The sequence below is a fragment of the Amycolatopsis sp. NPDC051758 genome (assembly GCF_044453095.1).
In the GTDB taxonomy this organism is placed as follows: Bacteria; Actinomycetota; Actinomycetes; order Mycobacteriales; family Pseudonocardiaceae; genus Amycolatopsis.
This window is the reverse complement of record NZ_JBITCJ010000005.1, coordinates 750878-768043: the sequence shown is the minus strand read 5'-3', so window position 1 is coordinate 768043 and position 17166 is coordinate 750878. Positions and strand designations below refer to the sequence as shown.

The 17166-nt window shown below is 68.8% G+C and carries 16 protein-coding genes and 1 pseudogene; 2 read left to right on the top strand and 15 right to left on the bottom strand.

Going from position 1 to position 17166, the window contains the following annotated elements:
• Together ACIA5G_RS27240 and dnaK are read right to left on the bottom strand one after the other, a co-directional pair.
• Positions 1 to 1135, bottom strand: a 1135-nt coding sequence (locus ACIA5G_RS27240; RefSeq protein ID WP_395927977.1) for an ABC transporter substrate-binding protein, incomplete at its 3' end; no start/stop codon positions are given.
• A gap of 327 nt (positions 1136 to 1462) precedes the next feature.
• Positions 1463 to 2713: pseudogene (dnaK, locus tag ACIA5G_RS27235) on the bottom strand (molecular chaperone DnaK); the annotation flags it as partial.
• On the opposite strand from dnaK, the gene ACIA5G_RS27230 reads away from it, so the two are divergent.
• Positions 2600 to 3034, top strand: a complete 435-nt coding sequence (locus tag ACIA5G_RS27230) for a hypothetical protein (RefSeq protein WP_395927975.1) — start codon at positions 2600 to 2602, stop codon at positions 3032 to 3034. The pseudogene dnaK and the gene ACIA5G_RS27230 sit on opposite strands and share 114 nt — an antisense overlap.
• 19 nt (positions 3035 to 3053) lie before the next feature.
• Here ACIA5G_RS27230 and ACIA5G_RS27225 read toward each other — a convergent pair whose 3' ends face one another.
• Positions 3054 to 3626 (bottom strand): hypothetical protein, encoded by a 573-nt coding sequence (locus ACIA5G_RS27225; protein WP_395927973.1) that lies wholly within the window; start codon positions 3624 to 3626, stop codon positions 3054 to 3056.
• A 773-nt stretch (positions 3627 to 4399) separates the two neighbouring features.
• The gene (locus ACIA5G_RS27220; protein ID WP_395927971.1) at positions 4400 to 5812 is read right to left on the bottom strand and encodes a LytTR family transcriptional regulator DNA-binding domain-containing protein; all 1413 of its coding nucleotides are present in this window, start codon (positions 5810 to 5812) and stop codon (positions 4400 to 4402) included.
• Positions 5813 to 6156: 344 nt separating this feature from the next.
• On the opposite strand from ACIA5G_RS27220, the gene ACIA5G_RS27215 reads away from it, so the two are divergent.
• Positions 6157 to 7551, top strand: a complete 1395-nt coding sequence (locus ACIA5G_RS27215) for a LytTR family transcriptional regulator DNA-binding domain-containing protein (protein ID WP_395927969.1) — start codon at positions 6157 to 6159, stop codon at positions 7549 to 7551.
• 61 nt (positions 7552 to 7612) lie between these two features.
• On the opposite strand, the gene ACIA5G_RS27210 is transcribed toward ACIA5G_RS27215, so the two are convergent.
• From ACIA5G_RS27210 to ACIA5G_RS27160, 11 genes are all read right to left on the bottom strand, one after another.
• Positions 7613 to 9295 (bottom strand): PQQ-dependent dehydrogenase, methanol/ethanol family, encoded by a 1683-nt coding sequence (locus tag ACIA5G_RS27210; protein ID WP_395927967.1) that lies wholly within the window; start codon positions 9293 to 9295, stop codon positions 7613 to 7615.
• A gap of 16 nt (positions 9296 to 9311) precedes the next feature.
• Positions 9312 to 9767: an MSMEG_3727 family PQQ-associated protein gene (locus ACIA5G_RS27205; protein WP_395927965.1), complete on the bottom strand. Its 456-nt coding sequence runs from the start codon at positions 9765 to 9767 to the stop codon at positions 9312 to 9314.
• Positions 9768 to 9904: 137 nt separating this feature from the next.
• The gene (gene katG / locus ACIA5G_RS27200; protein ID WP_395927963.1) at positions 9905 to 12121 is read right to left on the bottom strand and encodes a catalase/peroxidase HPI; all 2217 of its coding nucleotides are present in this window, start codon (positions 12119 to 12121) and stop codon (positions 9905 to 9907) included.
• Between the two features lie 23 nt (positions 12122 to 12144).
• Positions 12145 to 12693, bottom strand: coding sequence for a manganese efflux pump MntP family protein (locus tag ACIA5G_RS27195; RefSeq protein ID WP_395927961.1), 549 nt, complete (start codon positions 12691 to 12693; stop codon positions 12145 to 12147).
• Positions 12694 to 12778: 85 nt separating this feature from the next.
• The gene (gene pqqA / locus ACIA5G_RS27190; protein WP_395928041.1) at positions 12779 to 12853 is read right to left on the bottom strand and encodes a pyrroloquinoline quinone precursor peptide PqqA; all 75 of its coding nucleotides are present in this window, start codon (positions 12851 to 12853) and stop codon (positions 12779 to 12781) included.
• Between the two features lie 151 nt (positions 12854 to 13004).
• Positions 13005 to 14108, bottom strand: coding sequence for a pyrroloquinoline quinone biosynthesis protein PqqE (gene pqqE / locus ACIA5G_RS27185; protein ID WP_395927959.1), 1104 nt, complete (start codon positions 14106 to 14108; stop codon positions 13005 to 13007).
• Complete coding sequence (gene pqqD, locus ACIA5G_RS27180) at positions 14105 to 14380, bottom strand: pyrroloquinoline quinone biosynthesis peptide chaperone PqqD (protein ID WP_395927957.1); 276 nt, start codon at positions 14378 to 14380, stop codon at positions 14105 to 14107. The genes pqqE and pqqD overlap by 4 nt, the downstream gene beginning before the upstream one ends.
• Positions 14380 to 15075 (bottom strand): pyrroloquinoline-quinone synthase PqqC, encoded by a 696-nt coding sequence (pqqC, locus tag ACIA5G_RS27175; RefSeq protein ID WP_395927955.1) that lies wholly within the window; start codon positions 15073 to 15075, stop codon positions 14380 to 14382. The genes pqqD and pqqC overlap by 1 nt, the downstream gene beginning before the upstream one ends.
• Positions 15076 to 15224: 149 nt before the next feature.
• Positions 15225 to 15647 (bottom strand): YkvA family protein, encoded by a 423-nt coding sequence (locus ACIA5G_RS27170; protein WP_395927953.1) that lies wholly within the window; start codon positions 15645 to 15647, stop codon positions 15225 to 15227.
• Positions 15644 to 16219: a Chromate resistance protein ChrB gene (locus ACIA5G_RS27165; RefSeq protein ID WP_395927951.1), complete on the bottom strand. Its 576-nt coding sequence runs from the start codon at positions 16217 to 16219 to the stop codon at positions 15644 to 15646. Before ACIA5G_RS27165 ends, ACIA5G_RS27170 begins: the two co-directional genes overlap by 4 nt.
• 52 nt (positions 16220 to 16271) lie before the next feature.
• The gene (locus tag ACIA5G_RS27160) at positions 16272 to 17141 is read right to left on the bottom strand and encodes a ketopantoate reductase family protein (protein WP_395927949.1); all 870 of its coding nucleotides are present in this window, start codon (positions 17139 to 17141) and stop codon (positions 16272 to 16274) included.
• Between the last annotated feature and the right edge of the window lie 25 nt (positions 17142 to 17166).

Below are 17166 nucleotides of genomic sequence, written 5' to 3'. Positions count from 1 at the left end.
TGTCGGTGATCTCCTTGCGGTTCACCGACTCGAAGAACGCCTTGCGCAGGTCCTTGTCCGCGAACATGCGCTTGAAGTTCAGGTCGAGGTGCTCGAAACCGCGCTGCGGAGCGGAACCGTAGGTCACGCCCTGCGCCGCGAGGCCCTTCATCGTCTGGGCCGCGGTGGCGTCCGGCTGGGTCGACGCCGCAACGTCGATCTCACCGTTCTGCAGCGCGGTCGCCATGGCCTTGGTGTCTTCCATGGCGCGGACGACGATCTTCGACGGGCCACCCTTGCCGCCGACCCACATCGGGTTCTTCTCGAGGGTGACGGCCTTCTGGTTGGCGTCGAACGCGGTGATCTTGTACGGGCCCGACGACGGCATGATGTCCGCCTTGAAGCCCTTCCACTCGTTCGTCCAGAAGTCACCGGCGGCCTTGACCTGGGCCGGGTCGCCGGTCGGGGCCAGCTTGGTGATGTCGGCGATGCCGGTCTTGGCCTCGAGGATGTGCGCGGGCATGATCGCCGGAGCGTTGAACAGGCCCTTGAAGTCGAGGTACGGCTCGCTGTAGTCGGTGACGAAGGTCAGGTTGTCCTTGCAGGTCGCCTGCTTGATCAGCGAGTAGCCGGTGGTCGAAGCCGAGTTGAACGGGTTCTTGCCGTCCGGGCCCTTGGCCAGGCCGCTCTGCGACAGCCACGCCAGGTACATGTCCTTGCAGTCGTACGGCTGACCGTCCGACCACTTGACGTTCGGCTTGATCTTGTAGGTGACCTGCTGCGGCTCCTTCGACGTGACATCCCACGAGTCGAAGACGTCGCTGTTCAGCAGCACCCTGTCGTTGCCGTCGAGCTTCAACGGAGCCGCGAGGACGGGGGCAAGCGTGTAGCTGTTCGCGAGGGTGCCGGCATCGGCGGTCTGGTTGTTGTAGGCCGAGTACCCGTCGTCGATACCGATCGTGACCGTGCCGTCGTACCCCGGGGTGTCCGCGAGCTTGAACAAGTCACCGCTCTCAGCCTTGCCGACAGCCAACGCCTTGACGTCGGTCGGCGATCCGTTTCGAGCGCTTCCTGGATCATCATCACTGCAGGCGCTCGCCAGCAGCGAAACACCGACCAGACACGACAAAACCGAGATCAACTGAGATTTTTGCACGACCGGATTCCTCCCCTGGCGGCCAGAAAAGGCCTCGTCCGGCCATGATCTATACCACGTGACTCGACCTCGGCGCGACCTGTCGCGGCCCGTTCGACAGCCCGATGACGAGAAAGTCAGCCTCCGCACCAGCTGACGATGCCGCCGGTCCTACTGCTTCCCCCGCACCACCTGAGTCCGCGACGTTCAACGCCGGCGTCACCAACTGCCTGAACTGCACGGATACCTCGACGATCCTGACGAGCCGGCGCGCTCGACCACCACCGGTCACCTGCCGCAAGCCGGCACCGACCTCCGTCCAGTCGATCAGTCGCCGAACCGTGTTTGGTACAACACCGTGCCCAACTCCTGCGAAGCGCTACTCAGCTTCTCGATCGACTCGCGGATCTTCGCCGAGTCAGTACCCTTCAGCGCCCGGTCCAACTCGGCGACCGCGGACCTGACCTTGCCCTTGAGGCCCTCCGGCAGCTTGTCGTCGTTGTCCTTGAGGAACTTCTCCGTCTGGAAGACCAGCGTCTCCGCCTGGTTGCGCGTCTCGGCCTCTTCGCGACGGGTCCTGTCCTCCTCGGCATACGACTCGGCGTCCAGGATCATGCGCTCGATGTCGTCCTTCGGCAGCGCGGAGCCACCGGTGATCGTCATCGACTGCTCCTTGTCCGTGCCCAGGTCCTTCGCCAGGACATGCACGATGCCGTTCGCGTCGATGTCGAACGTGACCTCGATCTGCGGCACACCACGAGGAGCCGCGGGAAGGCCCGTCAGGTCGAAGACGCCGAGCTTCTTGTTGTGCGCGGCGATCTCGCGCTCACCCTGGAACACCTGGATCTGCACCGACGGCTGGTTGTCGTCCACGGTGGAGAAGATCTCCGAGCGCTTGGTCGGGATCGTGGTGTTGCGCTCGATGAGCTTGGTGAACACACCACCCTTGGTCTCGATGCCCAGCGACAGCGGCGTGACGTCCAGCAGCAGGACGTCCTTGACCTCGCCCTTCAGCACACCGGCCTGCAGCGCCGCGCCGACCGCGACGACCTCGTCCGGGTTCACGCCCTTGTTCGGCTCGCGGCCGCCGGTCAGCTCCTTGACCAGGTCCGACACGGCCGGCATGCGGGTGGAACCACCGACGAGCACGACCTGGTCGATGTCGGCGACCGCGATGCCCGCGTCCCGGACGACGTCCTTGAAGGGCTGCCTGAGCCGGTTGATCAGGTCCGACGTCATCCGCACGAACTCGGCGCGCGTGAGCGTCTCGTCGAGGAATAGCGGGTTCTTGTCCGCGTCGACCGTGATGTAGGGCAGGTTGATGCCGGTCGAGTTCGAGCTGGACAGCTCGATCTTCGCCTTCTCCGCCGCCTCACGGATGCGCTGGAGCGCCATCTTGTCCTTGGTGAGGTCGATGCCGTTCGTGGCCTTGAACTTGTCGACCAGCCACTTGACGATGCGCTCGTCCCAGTCGTCACCACCGAGGTGGTTGTCACCGGAGGTCGCGCGGACCTCGACGACGCCTTCGCCGATCTCCAGCAGCGAGACGTCGAACGTGCCGCCACCGAGGTCGAAGACCAGGATGGTCTGTTCCTGGTCGAACTGGCTTCGCTGGACGACTGGCTGAGTCATTCGGACGAGTTGCGGGGCCGGGTGAAGGTGACTACACCACCACCCGGCCCGGAGCACATGGGATCCGCGCTCGATCTTCTGACGGTCGCCGTCGGCGCGGGCGGAATGTTGACGGTCCTGGCGAATTCGCTGAAAACCTGGTTGAGCCAACCGCGCAGGTCGACCGTGACCGTCCAGGTCGTCAAGCCGGACGGCGTCCGGGTCAAGATCACCGGTGAGAACCTGCGTTCCGCCGACGAGCTCGCCGATCTGCTGCGAACCAGCCTGCACGGGGATCAGGACGACTGACGGACGACCGTTCCGTTGGTCAAGCAGCGTGTCGAAGACGATCCGCAGCTCCATCCGGGCCAGGTTCCGGCCGGGGCACTGGTGGATGCGGATGCTCGCCGCCGGCCGGCCACTGCTCTCCGCCGCGCCAGCGGCGCAGCACCTCACGGTCGATCAGCTGATCGACAGGAAGGCCGTTGGCGACGGGATGACGCACCCGCTGCCCGCGGCGCGGCTTCCGCCTGCGCTGCGGCAGCCGCCGACAGCATTCCCAGCCCGACCGCCAGGACCGCCCCCGGCAATCGCTCACGACAGTCGCCCAGCCGGTCCTGGTCAAACGATCGCGTAGAAGATGACTCCTGGGTAGTCGGGTCGCGACCACAAGCGATACCAAGCCAGTGCTCGGATCCATCCCGATGGTGACGGGGACCGACGGGCCGAATTCGGTCCGCACCCCCTGCCGCCTGAACAGTTCCCGGAAAGCGTTGACGTACCCGGATATCTGCCCCTTCGTCCGCTCGACCAGGCCGTACTTCTTCGATGGCGCCTTGATCTCGTAGACGTAGATGGTGCTGTCAAAGTGAATGGCGGGGTCAGGCCGGCCCTCCTGCACGCCCGGATTTTTACGGACGCGCCGGCGAGCAGCTGCTGCGTTGGCTTCTTGCCGTGCGGGTTGACATAACTGAGAAACCTGAATCCGGTCGCGTCGCCGTAGATGTAGGCGTGACTGAAAAAGGTTGCAAAGTGGGGATGGCGGCTCGTAGGCACCGTCGTGTGTCTCGGTGAAGGAGAGTCCGGCTCCCCGCGGTCCGGGGGCCGGCCGTTGACCTTGTGCCAGCCGGTTCTCCTCCGCTTGGGCCCGGGTCCCCGCCCGTCGCGCCGCGAGGTCGGTGATGGCTGCGTTTTCGGCGGCCATGTGCGCAGCGTGTGCTGCGTCGACGGCTGCAAACGTCAGCTCATGGGTTGCCGCGACGACCACTGCCAGGCTCCGAGTCCGCGCGATCCTGTCGGCGGCATCCGACGCGAGCCTCCTTTTGCCGAACCCGATCCGTCCACCAACCCCCGGTGGCGCTCCGCGGCAGCACGGTCGGCGATTGCTCCATTGTGGACGCTTCGTCCGTGAACCGGGGTGACCGATCCTACCAGTACCGCACCGAACAGACCGCGCACGGCGCAGTCCTCTCGTCGTGCTCACACAGGGCGTTGCGGGATGCCTCCGATCGGCGGAGGTCCGTCAAGCGGCCGCGCAGCCATTCCAGCAAGGTCGGCCGCCGGAACTCCGACAGCCTCGGGGCACTGACTGGATCAATCATGGGACGACACCTCGTTGTCTCGTCGGTCAAGGCCGCACAACCGAATCGAAGCGTTTTCCACATGCTCCGATGATCACACGCCGAGCATGCGCCGCAGATCCGGCGCATGGCGCCGCGAAACGGGCACGAACTCATGACTCCGGGAGTCCATGATCAGGAACAGCTCTCCCTTGATCCCCCGCTCGATCTCCGCCACCCGACGCAAGTTGACCAGAAACCGCCGATGCACCCGCCGGAATCCATAGGAAGCCAGAGAACGCTCCACGTTGTCCAAGCCGCGGGTAGCCGCCTGGATTCGACCCCGCTCCGTGACCAGCCAAACGATGTTCCGGTCAGCCTCGGCGTAGCGAATCTCCGACGGAGCCAGCAGCACCAGCCGATCATTGCGCATCCCGATGACGCACCGCGGCAGCGGCCCGACCACGTCGTCGGCGCCGCCCTCGTATGCCTCACCCTCCTGAACCCCGAACGCGCACAGCATCCCCACCACGTGGCTCGCGTCGACGACCGGCCGCATGGTCAACGGCGTCGGCTCTTCACCAGGACACACGGGCAACCGCGCATAGCCGCTCCACTCGGCGCTTCCCTGCGCTCGATCCTTCGCCCACCGCAGCACTTCCGGCAACCCCGTGATGTCCGGGGTCCAGCGCTCCGCCGGTTCGGTCGCGCCCGCGGTTATGCGGGCTTTGGCGGTCAGGCCGAGCATCGCGACAGCCGATTCGTTCGCGGCGAGGACGTTTCCCCCGCGATCCATCGCCATGAACGAACCGCCGGCTTGGGCACACTTCCTGGTGAACTCGGCGATGACCTTGTCGGCTTCGTAGATGGCGCGCCGGTAGATCTCCTGTTCCACGCACGCGGCCGCTTTGGTCAGCCACGGTGGCACGCGCTCGGACAGTGATGCGTTCCAGCGCGAAATGTTGATCGACGCGACCGGTGCGCCGGTCACCACGTCGCGGACGGAGGTGCCCGCGCACGCCCACTGGTGGAACGCTTCGCACCAGTGTTCCGGCCCCGTCACCGTCACCGGGCCGGACACCTCGAGCGACGTGCCCATCCCGTTCGTGCCGGCGCATTCCTCCGACCACGACGACCACGGCGCGAGGTTGTGCAGTTCGGCGCGCCGCTGGGCGGAGGGGTCGCCCCAGGCGCCGAGGACTCGGCCGTCCCCGTCCGTCACCGTGACGACGGCGCCGTCGTGCTCGACTTCCTGGCCGGCCAGTGCGCCGAGGCCGCCGAGCGCGGTGAAGATCACGCCGTTGTCGATCCGCTGGGCCTCGTCACCCTCGGCCCCCGGTGCGACGTCCAGGGTGCGGTCCACGTCGTAGCGATCCCGGCACCGGTACCACGAAGCCAGGATCTCTGGCCGCACACCCGATTCGACGATTTCGCCCGCGGCGAAGTTCTCCCACGCGCGGGCCACTTCCTTCGCCGACGAGGTGGCCATCAGGGAGCCGGCGGACCCGGAGCGGCGCGGGGCGATCACCAGTGGCGGCACTCTCCCGGTCATCGCGACCTCCTTGTCGCCGGGCGAAGTGGCTCACGACAAGTTCACGCCGTTCGGCCACTTCGCTGTAGAACTACCCGATCGGACGGGTAGGCTGAGCGCAGAAATCCGGGCAGACTTCGAGGATATGCCCGCCTGGTGGCGAAACGCCGTCCCGACCGCTGGTGGGTGAATGGCCGCCGCCCGTCATCGACGCACCACCGTTCGTGGGACGTTCGCCCGCGGTCGTCACGCACTCCTTGCCCTCGCTCCGATGCCCGGTTTAGCTTGCTACGAAGGCCAAACGCCGCGCCCGGGCCCGACAGACCAAAGGCGGTCTCCCCATGGCACAGGTACGCCAGCTCGACCCGAGCCCCCGCGGCCGTGGTGGCGCGACGGTGTACCAGGCGTGGGAACGGTTCGCGCGCGGCGGGGACGACCTCAGCGGGGTCCGGCCCGAGATCGCAATCTCCTGGCACCGGTGCCGTGACCAGTACCGGGTCGACCCGGGCCTGACCGAAGCCCCGGCGGCCGTCGCGGACGTCGGCCACGCGTTGGAGCACGACGTCGTGTTCGCCGAACTCGGCTTCCGCGCCGCCTCGCTGGCCCACGAGGTCGGCACCCTGGGCGGCATGGTGACCATCACCGACGGCACCGGCCGGGTGCTGGCCCAATGGGGTGACCAGGCCACGCAGGACGTGGCCGCCGAAGCCAACCTGGCCCGGTGGTTCTGCTGGTCCGAGGGCGCCACCGGGACGAACGGCATGGGCACCGCGCTGATGTCCTACGCCCCGGTGCTGATCCGCGGCGCCGAGCACTGGTGCCGGGCGTTCCACGACTGGACCTGCGCCGGGGTGGCGGTCCGGGACGTGGTGACCCGGGAACCGGTCGCGGTGCTCAACATCTCGTGCTGGCGCGGTGATCTCCCCGGCACGGTGGGGGCCTGGCTCGGCAACGCCGCCACGATGACCCAGCGCATCCTGCGCCGGCGTGCGAAGGACGACGGCGCCGAGCTGATGGCCGCCTTCAGCCACGTCCGGGCGGGCTCGAGCGCGGCGCTCGCGGCCGTGGACGCCGCGGGCCGGGTCGTGCTCGCCGACGACACGGCGGGTGTGCTCCTCGGCATCCCGGGCTCCACCCCGGCACCCGATCCCGCGGTGCGGTGGAAACCGGAACTGCCGGAATTCATCCGGGCCGCCAAGTACGCCGCCGAGCAGGCAGGGCGCAACCCCGATTGGGCCGGCTCTACGCAGATCTCCACCCGGCTCGCCGACGAACCGACGTCGATCAGCTTCCAGCCGGTCTTTCTGTCCGGGCATCTGGTCGGCAACGTCGTTTCGTTCGGCGTGGCCGAAGGGGATCCGTTGCCCCGGGCGAAAGAGGACGTGCCGCCGCACGTGCAGCCGCACCGGATGGTCGCGACGCGCGAGAACCGCATGGTCCTGCTGTGGCTGCCCGAGGTCTCCTTCGCGCAGTCGGACGGCAACGACGTGTGGCTGTCCACCGACCAGGGACTGCTGCGCTCCGCCTCGCCGGGCCTCGACCGGCTCGAGGCCGAGCTGACCGATTCCGGGTTCCTCCGGGTGCACCGCCAGTACGTGGTGAACCTCAGCCGGATCCGGGAGGTCGAGCGCCGGCACAAGGGCGAGCTGTTCCTGGTCATGGACGACGACGCCCAGACCATGGTGCCGGTTTCCCGGCGCAACGCCCCGACCGTGCGCCGGGCGCTGGAGATCTGACCCGGCGGGCCGGTGGCCGAGACGACTCGACCACCGGCCCCGGGTCAGCGGCGGCTTCCCGTCACAGGGAGAACACGATCAGCGCGGCCCCGTGTCCCTGACCGGACAGGCCGGGGACGATGCCCTCCAGCCAGCCACCCCAGCCGACCGCCACCGCGATGTACTGCTTGCCGTCGACGGTGTAGGTGCTCGGGCTGCTGTGGTGACCGCAGCCGCACTGGAAGCTCCAGAGCTTCTCACCCGTTTCCGCGTGCAGCGCCAGGAAGTCCCCCGCGGGTGTGCCGGCGAACACGACGTTCCCCGCGGTGCTGAGGGTCGACGCGGCCATCGGCATGCCGTCGAGCCGGTAACGCCACTTCTCTTCACCGTGGGAGTCGAACGCGCTGACCGAGCCGGCCATGTTGTCGATGTCGACTTCGACGGCGGCGCCCCAGTAGGGCATGCCTTCCTTGAACTCGCGACGACGCCGGGTGGCGGTGGCGCCCACGTCGGCCACCGGGACGTAGAACAGGTCGTGGTCCGGGTTGTACGACACGTGCGTCCATTCCTTCGCACCGGCCGGGCCGGGGAAGAAGTGGCAGGGTTCGCCTTCCTTGTCCGGGTACTTCCGCGCGGTGACCTTGCCGTCGCGGGTGATGACACCCCAGTCGATCCGGTCGACGAACGGCGTGACGTGCTGCAGCTCGCCGTTGGTGCGGTCGATGACGAACATGTACCCGTTCTTGTCGAAGTGGGCCAGCAGCTTCTTGCCGTCCCGCTCGAACAGGGTCATCTCCATCGTGGAGTCGTAGTCCCACAGGTCGTGCGGGGTGAACTGGTAGTGCCACTTGATCTCACCCGTGTCGACGTCCAGCGCGACCACGCTGTCGGTGTAGAGGTTGTCCCCTTCACGGACCTCGCCGTCGAAGTCGGGAGCCGGGTTCCCGGTGCCGGCGTAGTAGAGGTTCAGCTCCGGGTCGAAGGATCCGGTGACCCAGTGGTTCGCGCCGCCGCGCTGCCAGGCCTCGCCGTCGGCGGGCCAGGTCTCCGAGCCGGGCTCCCCCGGCTTCGGCACGGTGTAGGTGCGCCAGCGCCGCTCCCCGGTCTCGAGGTCCCAGCAGTCGATGTGGCCGCGGACGCCGTACTCGCCACCGGAGGAACCGGTGATGAGGGTGTCCTTGACGACCAGCGGGGCGATCGTGGCGCTCTCGCCCGCCCGCACGTCGCCGATGGGCTTCTGCCAGATCTTCCGCCCGGAGGTGGCGTCGAGCGCGACCAGCTGGGCGTTCTGGGTCACCATGTAGACCTTGCCGTTGGCCACCGCGCAGCCACGGTTGACGTTGGCGCAGCACAGGGTCACGTCGATCGGGATCGCGTGCTTGTAGCGCCACAGCTGTTCGCCGCTCTTCGCGTCGAGCGCCCAGAGCCAGCCGTCCCAGCCGGTGACGAACATGACGCCGTCGACGACCAGCGGGCAGGCCTCGAACGCGTAGGTCGAGGCGGAGGCGATCATCCCGCTCGCGCCCGCCTGGAAGATCCAGGCGACCTTCAGGTCCTTGGCGTTCCCGGCGTTGACCTGGTCGAGCAGGCTGTGCCGCTTGCCGTCGTAGTCGCCGTAGTAGGTGATCCAGTTCTGGGATTCGCTGCGCGCCTGGAGGATGCGCTCGTAGCCGAGGCCGCGCGTCACGTCCGGCGCGCTGTGCGGCAGGTTGGACAGCTTTCCGTGGTCGAACGCCTTGCCGGCGTCGAGGTATTCGAGTGTCATCGTGTCTCCTGCCTTTCTACGGCCGCGGCTGGGCGGGTCGGTCGAGCTTGGCCTCCGGCGGCACCTCGCCGGTCACGACGATGGCGGCGGTCAGGCCCCGGCCCTCGTCGTTGCCCGCCGGCGAGCCGTACCAGTAGCAGCCGGGACCGTCCAGTTCGATGGTCGCGCTGCCCTTCGAGTGGTTCAGCAGGCCGATGAACTGCTTGTCCCCGTTGCTGGGCAGCAGGCAGGCGTGGGTGTTCTTGTCGTCGTTGATGATCGTCAGCTCGAGGACGCCGGAGTGCGGCATGATCAGCACTCCCGGCTCCCACGCCATCGCGTCCTCACGGATCCGGATGGTCGCTTCCATCGTCCCGTCGGCACGCTCGGTCGCCTTGGCGATCGTGCCGGACCCGAGCACGGCACCGATGGTCGCCTTGTTCTGTCCGCGCAGTTCGGCCAGGAGGTCTTCTCGTTCCTGGGTAGTCGTCATCGGACCTCGCCTCCAGGTGCTGGTTCGCACTCTTGTTGTCCTGCAACGAGTTCGGACTCTACCGCTGGGGACACCGGCACGATATCCGTTGCCACAGAACAGCCCGGGTCCACCGTTCGCCCGGCGAGAGGTACCGTTCAGCGCAGGTCGAACCGATCGAGTTCCATGACCTTCACCCACGCCCCGACGAAGTCCCGGACGAACTTCCCGCCCGCGTCGTCACTCGCGTAGACCTCCGAAAGCGCTCTCAGTTCGGAGTTCGAACCGAAGAGGAGGTCGACCCGGCTCGCGGCCCACTTAAGCTCGCCGGTGTCCCGGTCGCGGCCTTCGTAGGTCGCCGCCCAGCCGTCCCCGTCCCGCTTCGGCGCCCACACCGTCGCCATGTCCAGCAGGTTGACGAAGAAGTCGTTCGTCAGCGACCCCGGCGCCGAGGTCAGCACCCCCACCGGAGAACGCCGGTGGGTGGCGCCGAGCGCCCGCAGCCCGCCGATCAGCACGGTCATCTCGGGCGCGCTCAAGGTCAGCAGGTTCGCCCGGTCGACCAGCAGGTGCTCCGGTGGCAGCCGGAAACCGTCGCGCAGGTAGTTCCGGAAGCCGTCCGCCCAGGGTTGCAGTGCGCCGAACCATTCGACGTCGGTCCACTCCTGGGTCGCGTCGGTGCGCCCGGGCCGGAACGGGACGTCGGCCTCGTGGCCACCGGCCGCGGCGGCGTGCTCCACCGCGGCACACCCGCCGAGCACGATCAGGTCGGCCATCGAGATCCGCTTGTCCCCCGGCTGGGCGGTGTTGAACCGCTCCTGGATCGCCTCGAGCACCGGCAGGACGACGTCCAGCTGCCCGGGCTCGTTGACCGGCCAGCCGCGCTGCGGTTCGAGCCGGATCCGCGCGCCGTTCGCCCCGCCGCGTTTGTCGCTGTCGCGGTACGTCGAAGCCGACGCCCACGCCGTCGCCACGAGCTGCGCCACCGTCAGGCCGGAGCCGAGGATCTCCTGTTTGAGGGTGGCGACATCGCCGGCGTCCACCAGTTCGTGGTCCACCACCGGCACCGGGTCCTGCCAGATCAGCCGTTCGGCCGGGACGAGCGGCCCCAGGTACCGCCGGCTCGGGCCCAGGTCGACGTGCGTGAGCTTGAACCAGGCCCGCGCGAACGCGTCCTCGAACTCATCCGGGTGCTCCAGGAACCGCCGCGAAATCGCCGCGTAGACCGGATCCTCCTGCAACGAGAGGTCCGTGGTGAGCATGACCGGGTGGTGTTTCACGTCCGGGTCGAAGGGGTCCGGCACGGTGCCCTCACCCTGGCCGTCGGCCGGGATCCACTGCCACAGCCCCGCCGGGCTGAGCTCGACGTCCCACTTGTAGTCGAACAGCGTCTCGAAGAACGTGTGGTCCCACTCGACGGGCGTGCGTGTCCACATCCCTTCCAGTCCGCTGGTGACCGTGTCCGCCGCGATGCCGCTGCCGTGCTCGCCGGCCCAGCCCAGGCCCTGCGCGGTGAGCGGCGCGGCCTCGGGTTCGGGCCCGCAGGTCACCGGGTCCGCCGGGCCGTGGGTCTTGCCGAAGGTGTGCCCGCCGGCGATGAGCGCCACCGTTTCCTCGTCGTTCAGCCCCATCCGTTTGAAGGTCTCCCGGATGTCGCGGGCCGCGAGCCGCGGGTCGGGATTGGTGGCCGGGCCCTGCGGATCGACGTAGATCAGCCCCATCTCGGTGGCGGCCAGGGGCTCGTCGAGCTCGCGCAGGCCGCTGTACCGCTCCTCTGCCAGCCACTTGCGTTCCGGACCCCAATACGTCTCGTCGGGCTCCCACACCTCGGCCCGGCCGCCGCCGAACCCGAAGGTCCGGAAGCCCATGGACTCCAGTGCCCGGTTGCCGGCGAAGACCATCAGGTCCGCCCAGGAGATCCGGCGCCCGTATTTCTTCTTCACCGGCCACAGCAACCGGCGCGCCTTGTCCAGGTTCCGGTTGTCCGGCCAGCTGTTCAGCGGGGCGAAGCGTTGCATCCCGGCGGCCGCACCACCGCGGCCGTCACTGACGCGGTAAGTACCCGCGGCGTGCCAGGCCATGCGCAGCACGAGGGGGCCGTAGTGCCCGAACTCGGCGGGCCACCAGTCCTGGGACGTCGTCAGCACTTCGTCGAGGTCACGCGCCAGCTCGTCGAGATCCAGCGTCGCGAATTCCGCCGCGTAGTCGAAGTCCGCGGGCCGGCGTCGGCGCAAGGGCGTCAGGTCGATCCGGTGCGGCCACCAGTCGTTGGCGTCGCCGCTCGCCGCCGGCGGGTTCCGCCGCCGGGACGGCCGGGTCGCGCCCAGGACCTTGTCGTAGGTGCGGTAGACGTGGGTATCGGGATTCTCGGGCATCCGGTGTCCTCGTCACCCACGCTTCAGCCGAAGGCCACGGGCAGCAGGATCGCCGCGGCGAGCAGGGCGATCCCGCTGAACAGGTCGGACCGGACCCGGACGACCTTGGCGGCCAGCCGCCCCACGTACAGGCCGGCGAACGACATGACCACGGTCATGGCGCCGAACGCCAGCATCGGGACCACGAGGGAGACCCCGGCGATCCCCAGGCCGGCGCCGGCGACGAAGTTGTCGATGCTCAGCGAAAGCGGCATCCCGAAGAGCGTCACCCAGGGGTGGTCCATGTCTTCCGGCTCCGGGTGGCGGATCGCCCCGACGATGAAGTACACGCCGTACAACCCCAGCGCGGCCGCCCCGATGTACTCCGCCGAGTCACCGAGGAAGTCACCCAGGTAGTGCCCGAGGAACCCGCCCAGCAGCGGCCCCACCGCATCCCACACCCCGAACACGAGGGCCACCTGCAGGGCGCGCCGCCAGCCGAACGGGATCGTCCCGATGGCGATCGACGAGCGGAAGTTGTCGAGACTGAGGCCGAAGGCGAGTGCGATCAGCGGAAGAAATTCAAGCGTCACTTGAACCACCTCGGGAGAAGGACCAGGCCGGCGGAAGGCCCCCGTCGGATTCCGGGAGCCTTACGCCGACGCGGGGACCCGGCTGTCAGCCCCGGTAGAAGTAGCCGGTGACCTCAGCGCACACCTCGACGATCGTGTACTCCGGAGTTTCCCATTCCATGTCCTGATCCTCCTGTCGACCTGCGCCCGGCGCCTGGGCGGAATTTCGCGGACACAAAGAGCTTCTTGGATTCGGGCGAGCCGCTACAACCGATCTTGAACCAGCGGTCGGCAACCGGTGCCGAACGGCGCCCCGGCACCCACGAGTGGGACTACCGCTCGCGCGCCGAAACCGTCGGCCTGCGGTGGACGAGCTGCCCGCTGGGGTCCTTCTGGTTGGCCCGGACCACGGCGTCCTGCACCAGGTGGTGGTCCGGCGAGTGCCGGCACACCGGGTCGGTGCGTCCCGCGTCGCCGGTCAACGCGAAGGCCTGGCACCGGCAGCCGCCGAAGTCCACTTCCTTGCGCGGGCAGCTGCGGCACGGGTCGGGCATCCAGTCCGTGCCGCGGAACGCCTCGAATGCGGCGGACTCCGTCCAGATCCACGCGAGGTCGTGGTCGCGCACCGAAGCGAACTCCATCGTCGTGATCTCGGCGGCCACCGGGCAGGGGTAGACGACGCCGTCCGGGGCGACGGTCAGCGCCGTCCGCGCCCAGCCGCCCATGCACGGCTTGGGGTAGGACTCGTAGTAGTCCGGGAGGATCCAGAGCAGCTCCAGCTGTTCTCCGAGCTCGGCCTTCCGGCGTTCGTAGACGCCGACCGCGTCGTCCAGCTGGGCTTTGCTCGGCATCAGCAGTTCGCGGTTGCGCAGCGCCCAGCCGTAGTACTGGGCGTTGGCGAGCTCCAGCCGTTCGGCACCCCACTTCACGCAGACGTCGATGATCGTGTCCAGCCGGTCGAGGTTCAGCCGGTGCAGGACCACGTTCATGTTCAACGGCAGCCCGGCGTCGCGGATGATGCGCGCGGCCGCCTCCTTACGGTCGAAGCGCTTGCTCGCCGCGATCAGGTCCGTCGCTTCGGCGGCGTCGCCCTGGATGCTCAGCTGGGCGCTGTTGAGTCCCGCCGCGACGAGTGATTCCGCGCGGCGCTCGGTGAGCCCGAGGCCGCTGGTGATCAGGTTCGTGTACAGGCCGAGGCGCCGGCACTCCGCGACCAGCGTCTCCAGGTCGCCGCGGACGAGCGGTTCCCCGCCCGAAAAGTGGACCTGCAGGACACCGAGCCCGGCTGCCTCGCCGAGCACCCGCAGCCAGTGGTCGGTGGTGAGCTCGTCCTGCCTGTCGAGCAGGTCCAGGGGGTTCGAGCAGTAGACGCAGTGCAACGGGCATCGGTGGGTGAGCTCGGCGAGCAGGCCGTAGGGCGGCGGTGTCCCGGTCACTTGACCACCACCCAGCCGCGTCCGCTGGCGTCCTGGAGGAACGCCATGACGTCGTTCGTGAGGTCGGTCGCCTCGAAGTCGTGTTCGAGCCTCTCGACCAGCTGCTGCACGGTCCGGCTGCCGTCGCAGAGTCCCAGGATCGCCGCGCCGGACTTGTTCAGGAGCACCACGCGTTCCGGCAGCAGGAGCAGCTCGACGTCCCGGACGCTGTCGTGCTTGAGCATCGCCTTGGTCGCCAGCCGGGGCGTGGCGGTCAGATCGTCGCTGTCCATCACGAGCTCTTGCTGTACTCGAGCTGCACGGCGTCGAGCAGGCTCCAGAGGACGTCGCACTTGAACTCCAGGGCTCGTGCGCAGGCGTCCTGCTGCTCCCGGGACGTCGCGTGGTTCAGCACCAGCTCGAGCAGATGCGCGATGTCCTTCGGCTGCTGGGTCAGCCGGGCCCGGAAGTAGTCCAGGCCTTCCGGCGCGATCCACGGGTAGTGGTGCTCGACGTCGGTGATCCGGCGGCTGAGCAGATCCGGCGCGAACAGCTCGGTCAGCGCCGACGCCACGGATTCCAGCCACGGCCGCCGGCGGCAGAAGTCCACGTAGGCGTCGACGGCGAACCGCGCTCCGGGCAGGACAGTGTCGTTGTCGAACAATTGCTCGCGGGTCAATCCGACGGCTTCGCCGAGACGTACCCACTTCTCGATGCCGCCCTCGTCGCCCGTGCGCCCGTCGTGGTCGATGATGCGCTGGATCCACCGGCGCCGGTCGTCGCGGCCGGGGAGCTTGGTCAGGATGAACGCGTCCTTCACCGGCAGGTTCACCTGGTAGTAGAAGCGATTCCGCACCCAGCCCCGGAATTCCTCTTCGGTCAGCGAGCCCGCGTGCATCCGTTCGTTGAAGGGATGCAGGTGGTGGTACCGCTTTTCCCCGATCGACCGCAGCCGCGCTTCGAACTCTTCCGCGGACCAGGCGTTCATCCGTCCACCTCCGGGGCGGCTGCAGGGGTGACAACGCTTTCCTCCGACCACCTTCTGCGCCCCGCGCCGGGCCTGGCTACCGATCACGAACGACCGGCACCGGATCACGGACGAACGGCGACCGTCCCCGCACCAGCGGACCCGGTCGATCAGTTCGCCTTGAGCCGGATTCCGGCCAGGCGGGCCGCCGCGGCGAAACCGTCGTCGGTGCCGGGCCAGTGGGCGCGCACGGCATCGAGTCCCGCGCGGCGGACGACGCCGCGCAGGACGGCGGTGGCGATGATGGCGTCGTCGGCGTGGCCGAGCACGGGGATGAAGTCGGGAATCAGGTCGATGGGCATGGCGAGGTAGACCAGCAGGAGACCGAGCCGGATCCGGACACCACGGGGCATGGCCGGGTCCGCGGCCAGGCGCCGGATGAGCCGCAGCACGTCAGGCAGCAGCCGCAGGGCTTCGCGCAGGAGCCCGCCCCGCGGCCGGACGAGGACGAGCGCGACGATCAGCGCGAGCCAGGCCAGCACGAGCGTGACGGCGACGCCGATCAGCAGGTCCCACCAGAACGAGCCGGTCATGGCCGGTCGACGGCGCGGAGCCGCGGTGCCGGGCGGTCGGGGGCTTCGGCGTGGAGGGCGGCTGCTTCGAAGTCGGCGAGTTCGGTGGCGGCCTCGTCGACGGCGTCCCGGGCGTCCTGGCCGGCCGGCGCGGTGAAGTAGTCGCGAGCGGCGATCTTGGCCAGCCAGCTCCGGAACCGCTGCAGGTCGGCCTCGGACTCCTCGACTTCGGCATACGTCGTGTTGCCCTTGGCCCGTTCTTCGGCGAGTTCCCGGCGCAGCGCGGGAAGCCGCTCGAGGACTTCGTGGTACTCGACGTCGCGAGACGCATTGAGCTCGGCGATCACGGCTTCCTCCTCGGCCGGATCGGTGAAGGTCATCGTCAGCACCCGCGCGGTGCCGCCCTGGTGGCGAACCCGGTCGGCCAGCCGGCGGACCTCCCGCACCACCTCCGGCCGGGCGGGCAGCAGGCACACCGACTGCTGCAGGTAGAGCGCACCGAGAGAGCGGAGCTTGCGCCAGACCTGCACCCGCAGCGAGTCGGGCCCGCCGGCGGTCGACACGCTGATCACCAGCCAGGCCTCGGCACTCATCCCGTCAGGTTACGTCCGTAACATCCGGCTGGTCCAGGTGTAACAGGCCCGCCTACCGGGCCTTTGCACCGGCGCGCAGCTGTTCGGCCAGCCGCTCGAGTTCGGCCGCCGCCGCGGGTGAGGTGCTGCTGAGGCCGCTGTGCACGGCCGTCGCACTCCGCAAGAAGCGCCGCAGCACGACTATGAGCAGCCATTCCGGCAGTGTCTGCAACGCACGGAACGCGCGCGGGACCGGCGGCGCCGGCAGGGCGGCCAGGTTCCGCCGCATCAGGCGGAGCATGTCGCGGACCGCGGCCGGATCCCCGGCCAGCGCCACCGGACCGCCGGCCGCGGCCACCGCCTGCCCGAGCGGCACCTCGAACGCGGCGTGCGTCGTGAGCCAGGCCGCCATCCGCGGCTCGACCTTGGCCTTGATCCCGGCGGTGCGCAGCGCCCGCAGGATCCGGTCCGTTCGCGGCGTGGTCCCGCCGCCAGGTTCCCCGATCGACATCGTGACCAGCCGGGACAGCAGGGTGGCCCCGCGGTGGCGGATCACGTCTCCGTCCACCGTGCCGCCGGCCACGGGAAAGCCGAGCAGCACCCGATCGTGGCCGAGCACCGCGCCCAGCGGCTCCGCACCGGCCGCCCAGTTGAGCAGGAACAGCACGTCACCGCGGACATCGGCGAGTGCCTCCAGCACCGCCTCCACCTGGTGGGCGCGGACCAGGACGGCGATCAGGTCGTACTCGCCGGCGGGCTCCTCGACCACCGGTACCGGCACCCGCCTGACCGGGTTGTCCCGCTCGGCGAGCTGAACGCCGTGGCGGCGCAGGGCGGCCAGGCGCTCGCCCCGGGCGAGGAGCGAGACGTCGTGCCCGGCTTCATGCATCTGGACGGCGAACACGCTGCCGGCGACTCCGGCGCCGTACACGAGCAGCTTCATGGTAACCCTCATTCATACGTTCGTT

What these genes read in the sequence shown, in the direction of transcription:
- ACIA5G_RS27215 (WP_395927969.1), top strand. Translation starts at nt 6,157, where the DNA reads ATGGCACAGGTACGCCAGCTCGACCCGAGCCCCCGCGGCCGTGGTGGC.
- ACIA5G_RS27210 (WP_395927967.1), bottom strand. Translation starts at nt 9,295, where the DNA reads ATGACACTCGAATACCTCGACGCCGGCAAGGCGTTCGACCACGGAAAG.
- katG (WP_395927963.1), bottom strand. Translation starts at nt 12,121, where the DNA reads ATGCCCGAGAATCCCGATACCCACGTCTACCGCACCTACGACAAGGTC.
- ACIA5G_RS27205 (WP_395927965.1), bottom strand. Translation starts at nt 9,767, where the DNA reads ATGACGACTACCCAGGAACGAGAAGACCTCCTGGCCGAACTGCGCGGA.
- pqqD (WP_395927957.1), bottom strand. Translation starts at nt 14,380, where the DNA reads ATGGACAGCGACGATCTGACCGCCACGCCCCGGCTGGCGACCAAGGCG.
- ACIA5G_RS27165 (WP_395927951.1), bottom strand. Translation starts at nt 16,219, where the DNA reads ATGAGTGCCGAGGCCTGGCTGGTGATCAGCGTGTCGACCGCCGGCGGG.
- ACIA5G_RS27170 (WP_395927953.1), bottom strand. Translation starts at nt 15,647, where the DNA reads ATGACCGGCTCGTTCTGGTGGGACCTGCTGATCGGCGTCGCCGTCACG.
- ACIA5G_RS27160 (WP_395927949.1), bottom strand. Translation starts at nt 17,141, where the DNA reads ATGAAGCTGCTCGTGTACGGCGCCGGAGTCGCCGGCAGCGTGTTCGCC.
- pqqC (WP_395927955.1), bottom strand. Translation starts at nt 15,075, where the DNA reads ATGAACGCCTGGTCCGCGGAAGAGTTCGAAGCGCGGCTGCGGTCGATC.